We start from the raw sequence: 6,197 nt of genomic DNA, 5'->3' as shown, positions 1-6,197 counted from the left end.
AATGCCATACTTATTTTGAGAATTAATAAATTCCATGGCTTATATGTGAGGGATGGAATTTACTTTTACAATTCACTCGGGGAAAATTTAAATGAAAAATTTACGAAAAATACTTGCAAAAGACGAAAATCTATGATATAGTTTAAATCGCTGTTGAGACAGCTATGTGTTTTGGCTCCATGGTCAAGCGGTTAAGACATCGCCCTTTCACGGCGGTAACACGGGTTCGATTCCCGTTGGAGTCATTTTGAAATGTTAATATGCCGATGTGGCTCAATTGGCAGAGCAGCTGATTTGTAATCAGCAGGTTATCGGTTCGAGTCCGATCATCGGCTTTGTTCCTTTAAGGGACATGATTTGGACCTTTAGCTCAGTTGGTTAGAGCAATCGGCTCATAACCGATCGGTCCTGGGTTCGAGTCCCCGAAGGTCCATTTTTCAAAAAAGTAGGACGTATCTTTTGATACCGATCACTATATATTATTTATTTGGCCCAGTGGCTCAGTTGGTTAGAGCGCCGCCCTGTCACGGCGGAGGTCGAGAGTTCGAGTCTCTTCTGGGTCGTTTGCATACGGATCGTAAAGATTTGTGTGTGACTTGATATGGGGTCTTAGCTCAGCTGGGAGAGCATCTGCCTTACAAGCAGAGGGTCACAGGTTCGAGCCCTGTAGGCCCCATATTTTTCTAAGCCGCAGTGGCGGAATAGGCAGACGCAAAGGACTTAAAATCCTTCGGGAGCAATCCCGTACCGGTTCAAGTCCGGTCTGCGGCATAAAAAGGATCGTTGGGATAGTTTTTCTATGACAGCGGTTCTTTTTTATTTCTTAAGAATAGCGCCGGTGTACAAAGGGCAATGAGATTTCGTTGTACACGGATGTTGAAGAATTCGATCTGTGCAACATTTTCTTTTCTTTCCATATTATATATAGAATCTCATTATAAAAAGGTTAAAAAATGAAAGCAAATCCATCCTGTAATTTGCAGATTGATTACTCTGGTATGACCGGAGAACGAAGACTTCCTTTTGTGATCTCTTTAAACCTGGAAGACTCAATTCTTACGCCTTCAGAAAATGAACATTAGAAATTTTGTTATGATATTGTCGGCGTCGGAAATGACCAACCGCAAGATGCGGATCTGAGTTATCTTTTATTTGGAATTTGTCCTTTTATCAAAGAGGAAGATATCGTGGATCTCAGCGTATCGATTAATGACGACCCGCAAACGATCCTATGGGGAGAAAATGCAGAAATAAAAACAGCGGAGAATCCGGATCATCCCACTGGCTGTATCGGTTTAAAATTAGATTTTCCGTTAAATAAAATCACCGGCTATATGAAAGTATGCTTTTCGCTGCGCACAGTGTACACGATCGGTCCGGTCAACGTCTGCTTATTTGGCGGAAATACTACAGCGACAGGTTTGACGGTCTGTGGTCCGGTCTGTGGATCGAGCGAGTCCTGCGAATCTATCTTCTATCAGAAAGAGAGTATTTGTGTTCCGGTTACCATTACACCTTATGCGACATCGGGAACTGCTACGGCAACATGCTGCGGAACGCCGATCATACGTCAGGGAACAACCTGTGGCGGAGAGCAGACATCTTGCACGTTTACGGTCACTCAGAATTTGTGTATCGAGATCCCAATTTCTTTTGGGGCTGCCATTGAGACAGGAGCAGCTTCCGTACAGTGTGGAAACGTTTCGGAAGAACCATGTGATTGTTCGGAAACACCCGAGGAGATTCCGACGGAAGTACGGGATCGACGCTTCTTTCTTCGATAAGTACAAAGCGCGATAGTTTCAAACAGGGGCAGATTTGACTCAATTGGATCAAATCTGCCCCTGAAACGTTCTTATTTTTCTTTTATAAGATATTTTTTCAGCATGATAAAGAACAGGATCAAAGAGATCGTGATCAGGATATGGGAAACTCCTGCAATTCCTGAAATCGCGGCGTCTGCCGCGTGTGTCAGGTTTACATTTAAGACCTGGAGGATTCCTCTTACGACCATCATGTCTGTCATAAACGGAAGTGCGATATTATGGACGATATAGAACCTTTTGAAAGCCTTGGATTCCAAAAGCGCGTGTTCTTCTTTGCATGTCAGTGCAAGGATCAAAAAGAGAAACATACCTAATACGAACAGGTGTGTATGTACAAATCCTAAAGTTGTTTTTCCGGTAAATCCGTTCCATTTTGTAAACTCCCGGTAAAAGACACCGGCAGCGGATGCTGCGATAAAATATCCGATTGCTGTGTTTAAAAGTCGTTTCATATTCAATTCTCTTTCCTTTCTAAACAATAATTTTTGCCAAATAAAATGCCTGCCAACAAAAGAGCGGCGCCCAGTCCCGAATAAAAGACGGCGATAAAATGTTCCGGTCCAAGCCCGGAGACGCGCAGGTAAATACCTCCGGTCATCATAACAGCCATGATCAGGAATGATTTCCCGTCGAAGAAGTTGAAAAAGTATTGCTTTTCATCTTCGTAATCGAGGATTCTTTGCGTATGTTTTTTGACCAGTCGTCCGAAAATAAATGTTTGAAATATTGCAAAAACAAGTAAGGACAATATAACATTCAAAACAGAAATATAAGGACGGTATGCTAAAAGACCGATACGCAAAATATTAAAGCCTGCGATTCCCCAAACAAGGCAGGCGATCAATAAAAGGGTTCTTTTTTTGACTTTCATTTTCGTTTCCTCCTATCAGAGCGTCAGTGTACAAGAGGCAATATGTCTCAAATCGCGTAAATCCGACAGCTTTTAATCGACACCGACGCGGATCATGAACAATATTTTCTATAAAAAACCGACAGAAGCAAAAATGAAGATGCTAATAAAGCATTTTCCGGATCATGTTGAAGATTCTCCTTGCGTCAAAATCATGTTGTACGAATGAGGCGAGAATCAGGGAAAATATGATCTCTGCGAAGTCTTCCTCGGTAAAATTTTCATCAAAAGCATCTGACCGGATATTGGCGTCATTTTTTAAAACAACGACAAGACTTTGCCGGATATGAAACCAAGAGCGATCCATTCTTTCCTGAACGTCCTTTTTTTCTTCTTCGATAAACCCCATCGAATGAAGCGAAAAAAAGCCGGGATATTTTTCTTCGCCCTGTTTGAGTCTGTCAAAGATCCATGCGACACAATCGGGGAAGCTTTGAAAGATTTCGGATTCGTCCGGATCGTCTGATTCCGTATTCCGGTAATCCGGAAAATGAAAGATATCGCACCAGACGCTGGCTACCGTTTCAGCGATCAAATCTGTTTTTGATTCAAAATAGTTGTAAACAGATCCGACGGAAATATGACAGCATTTTGCTACATGCCGTATATTGATACTTTTATAACCCTCTTTGCGGATCAATTCCCGGCATACGCATAAGATTTCGTCTTTTGAAGTAATCGTCGTGTTCAAAAATATCCCTCCATCCAAACTGAACAATGTTCATTATAAGAATCCCTACTAAAATTGTCAAGTATTTTTCCTTATTTTTTATTTGCTGTGGCTAAGTGTATTCTTTTGAAGAAGCGATAAAACGCCAGTTTATCAGGAAGTTAAAAGGTCTTCCAGTATTTCCGATAGGCAGACGGCGACATCTCTTCACGCTGCGTAAAAGCTCTGTAAAAGCCATTGTGATCGTCAAAACCAATCTGATCGGCGATATCATTGATAGAAAGATTACTGTAACGAAGAAGCCTTTGAGCAAGTGCGATCCGAAGATCCGTAATATAATTGAAGATGGTTTTGCCGGTATATTTCTTAAACTCCCGGCTTACATAAAATTTGCTCAAATTACATTCAGCGGCAATCTTGTCCAGAGTCAGTTTTTGCGTAAATGAATTTTGAAGATAATCGCATAACTCGGCGATAAATTCCGGTGAACCGGAATCCTGATATTGGGGAAGCTGACAGAAGATTTCTGTGATCATATCGGTCAAAATGCGGTTTGTGATCACTTCTTTGTTGGAATCTGTTCCATAATTTATTAATATCAATTCTTTGAATAATTCCTGGAAGTGGGAAGTGTCTGAAAAAGTAAAACGGACATTGCCGCTTTCCAGGATTTTTTTGTAATATTCGGACATGGAATATCCGTCAAAGTGGATAAAGCGATATCCCCATCCTTTCTTGGAAACTGCAAAATATTCGTGTTTTTGCCGACAGTCGATGAAGAAGAGGTCTCCGGGAACTAAGGTGTATTCTTTTCCATCATAGCGGAGAAGCCCTTTCCCATAAAATGTCTGTGCGATCAGATAGGATGGAAGATCCTTTCGGATCGTGTAATGCTTTTCTGAAAAGGTGACGGAACATAAAAGCTGCAGATAGAGAAGCGCTTTCCTTGCAAATGTGGATGGAAAGAAATTCTGACCATAGTGAGAGCATGTATGTGACAGATTATAATCGCCGTTTAAATAATCCAGATTATGCCGTTTCCAGAGTGCATCATTCCGTTCATATGATTCCGGAAGTTCAAAGGAATCGTGAGTTGGGGCAGAAAGCAGCTGTTCCATATATAAGGATTTCCGGTTTGGAAATAATTCTTTGATAATCGGATCGTACATGATCTTTCTCCTTTTAAGAGCAATATTTACATTATTTTGAGCAATCAGAGTGATTCATAATCGAATTGTAGCGCAGTATAATAGCAATATCAAGAAACATTTCGGAATTTATGCATAAAAAGACGAAAAATAGTGAAAGAAAGTATGAAACTCTGAAAAGAAAGATGAGGGGCAATTTGCGCATTTTTGTGTGTGAAAGTCAAAAAGACTGTTTGTACTGACATCAAAATTCTGCAAAGAAAGGAATCAGAAGTGTTATGAGTGATAAAGTGACATTAAAAGAAAAAATATCTTATGCGCTGGTTAACCTGGGCAATATCCCGATCCAGACAATTCTTGGATCATATTTGTTGATCTTTTACATGAATATTGTCGGGTTGAGTCCGGCGTCCTGTGCAACCTTATTTTTGATCGCAAGAGTGCTGGATGGATTGAACGATCCGTTTGTCGGTTTTGCGATCGACCATATTCCGACGACAAAGCATGGACATTTTCGACCGACATTGGTCGTGGGATCCATTTTGTGCGCGTTGAATTTCTTACTGCTCTGGTTTGGTCCGTTGATGGCGACAAGTGGAAAACTGGCGATCGCGTATGTATCTTATCTGTTGATCGGCGTCCTGTTCCCTGTGATGGATATTTCTCTGAACAGTATGCTCCCGGTTATGACAACAGATATGGAAGAGCGGAATATGCTGAGTTCCTTAAAAGGTGTCGTATATATGGTCGGGATGTTCGGACTGAATATGATTGCGCCGATCATTATCGGAAATACGACGGAGGCTGCCGGATATATCCGTCTTGTTATTTTTGTCACGATTATTGTGGTTGTATTTTCAGTGGTCGGTACAATTGGACTGAAAGAACGCGTGACACAGCAGCCGGGAGACAGCAAGTATAAATTAAAAGACTTGTTTAAAATTTTGGTACAGCGTCCGGTGATCGTTACGTTTTTAAGCAGTCTTGCTTATATGGTCGGAATGTCTGTGACAAATACGATGCTTGCATATTTCTTTACATATGTAATCGGAAATCTGTCTTTGATCAGTGTTGTTTCTCTTGTGCAGTTGCTCGCATTGATTCCGGCAAGCTTGCTTGTAGGAAAGCTGATCCAGAAGTTTGGAAAGAAAAAACTCTATGCATTTGGTGTGATCGCAGTGGGGGTGATCCCGTTGATCCGGCTGATCGACGTGACAAATGTTCCGATTTTGATGATTGCTACGATTGTAGGAGGATTTGCAAGTGGATTATGTATGCCGTTGTCTTATGGGATTCAGGCGGACAATACCGATTATGTCAATTTAAAAATGAATGTACATGCTGAGGCGGCGGTAGCAGCCTTGTCCAGTTTTATCACAAAATGTGCAATGGGTATCGGCGGAGCAATCCCGGGATATATGCTGGCGGCAGTTGGATTTGACGCGGCAGCAGCTCAGCAGCCGGACGGAGTAAAAACAGTGATCATTATTGGTGCGCTTGTGATCCCGGCAGTGCTTGGTATTCTGGGATCTATCATTTTTGCAGGCGCCTATCCGCTGACGAAAGAAAAGCTGGAAGCACAAGCTGCTGAAATGAAAGAAGTAAGGGAAAAGAATGTATCGCTATGAAATGAAATGCGGGAG

General features: G+C 41.6%; 6 protein-coding genes and 6 tRNA genes. 8 read left to right on the top strand and 4 right to left on the bottom strand.

Translation table 11 applies throughout. From position 1 onward, the window contains the following. The first annotated feature begins 173 nt into the window (after positions 1 to 173). From I2H87_RS12825 to I2H87_RS12795, 7 genes are all read left to right on the top strand, one after another. Positions 174 to 245 (top strand) — tRNA-Glu (locus I2H87_RS12825). Positions 246 to 262: 17 nt separating this feature from the next. Beyond that, a tRNA-Thr gene (locus tag I2H87_RS12820) sits at positions 263 to 335 on the top strand. Between the two features lie 24 nt (positions 336 to 359). Next, positions 360 to 433: transfer RNA gene (locus I2H87_RS12815), tRNA-Ile, on the top strand. Between the two features lie 56 nt (positions 434 to 489). Continuing rightward, positions 490 to 563 (top strand) — tRNA-Asp (locus I2H87_RS12810). Between the two features lie 40 nt (positions 564 to 603). After that, positions 604 to 676, top strand: a tRNA-Val gene (locus tag I2H87_RS12805). A gap of 11 nt (positions 677 to 687) precedes the next feature. Further along, a tRNA-Leu gene (locus tag I2H87_RS12800) sits at positions 688 to 771 on the top strand. Positions 772 to 1,187: 416 nt separating this feature from the next. After that, a complete protein-coding gene (locus I2H87_RS12795) occupies positions 1,188 to 1,784 on the top strand; it encodes a hypothetical protein (RefSeq protein ID WP_195610224.1) in 597 nt (198 codons plus the stop codon). A 71-nt stretch (positions 1,785 to 1,855) separates the two neighbouring features. Here I2H87_RS12795 and I2H87_RS12790 read toward each other — a convergent pair whose 3' ends face one another. The 4 genes from I2H87_RS12790 to I2H87_RS12775 form a co-directional block, all read right to left on the bottom strand. Continuing rightward, positions 1,856 to 2,278 (bottom strand): DUF2871 domain-containing protein, encoded by a 423-nt coding sequence (locus I2H87_RS12790; RefSeq protein ID WP_195610223.1) that lies wholly within the window; start codon positions 2,276 to 2,278, stop codon positions 1,856 to 1,858. A 2-nt stretch (positions 2,279 to 2,280) separates the two neighbouring features. Further along, positions 2,281 to 2,697, bottom strand: a complete 417-nt coding sequence (locus I2H87_RS12785) for a hypothetical protein (protein WP_022151018.1) — start codon at positions 2,695 to 2,697, stop codon at positions 2,281 to 2,283. A 142-nt stretch (positions 2,698 to 2,839) separates the two neighbouring features. Continuing rightward, positions 2,840 to 3,427, bottom strand: coding sequence for a TetR/AcrR family transcriptional regulator (locus I2H87_RS12780; RefSeq protein ID WP_195610222.1), 588 nt, complete (start codon positions 3,425 to 3,427; stop codon positions 2,840 to 2,842). A gap of 140 nt (positions 3,428 to 3,567) precedes the next feature. Then, positions 3,568 to 4,575, bottom strand: coding sequence for a helix-turn-helix transcriptional regulator (locus I2H87_RS12775; RefSeq protein ID WP_022151016.1), 1,008 nt, complete (start codon positions 4,573 to 4,575; stop codon positions 3,568 to 3,570). 257 nt (positions 4,576 to 4,832) lie between these two features. On the opposite strand from I2H87_RS12775, the gene I2H87_RS12770 reads away from it, so the two are divergent. Then, entirely contained in the window at positions 4,833 to 6,182 is a 1,350-nt protein-coding gene (locus I2H87_RS12770) for an MFS transporter (protein ID WP_195610221.1), read from the top strand. The last annotated feature ends 15 nt before the right edge of the window (positions 6,183 to 6,197 follow it).

The sequence above is a fragment of the Mediterraneibacter glycyrrhizinilyticus genome, from assembly GCF_015560805.1.
Classification (GTDB): domain Bacteria; phylum Bacillota; class Clostridia; order Lachnospirales; family Lachnospiraceae; genus Schaedlerella; species Schaedlerella glycyrrhizinilytica_A.
This window is presented reverse-complemented; position numbering and strand designations above follow the sequence as displayed.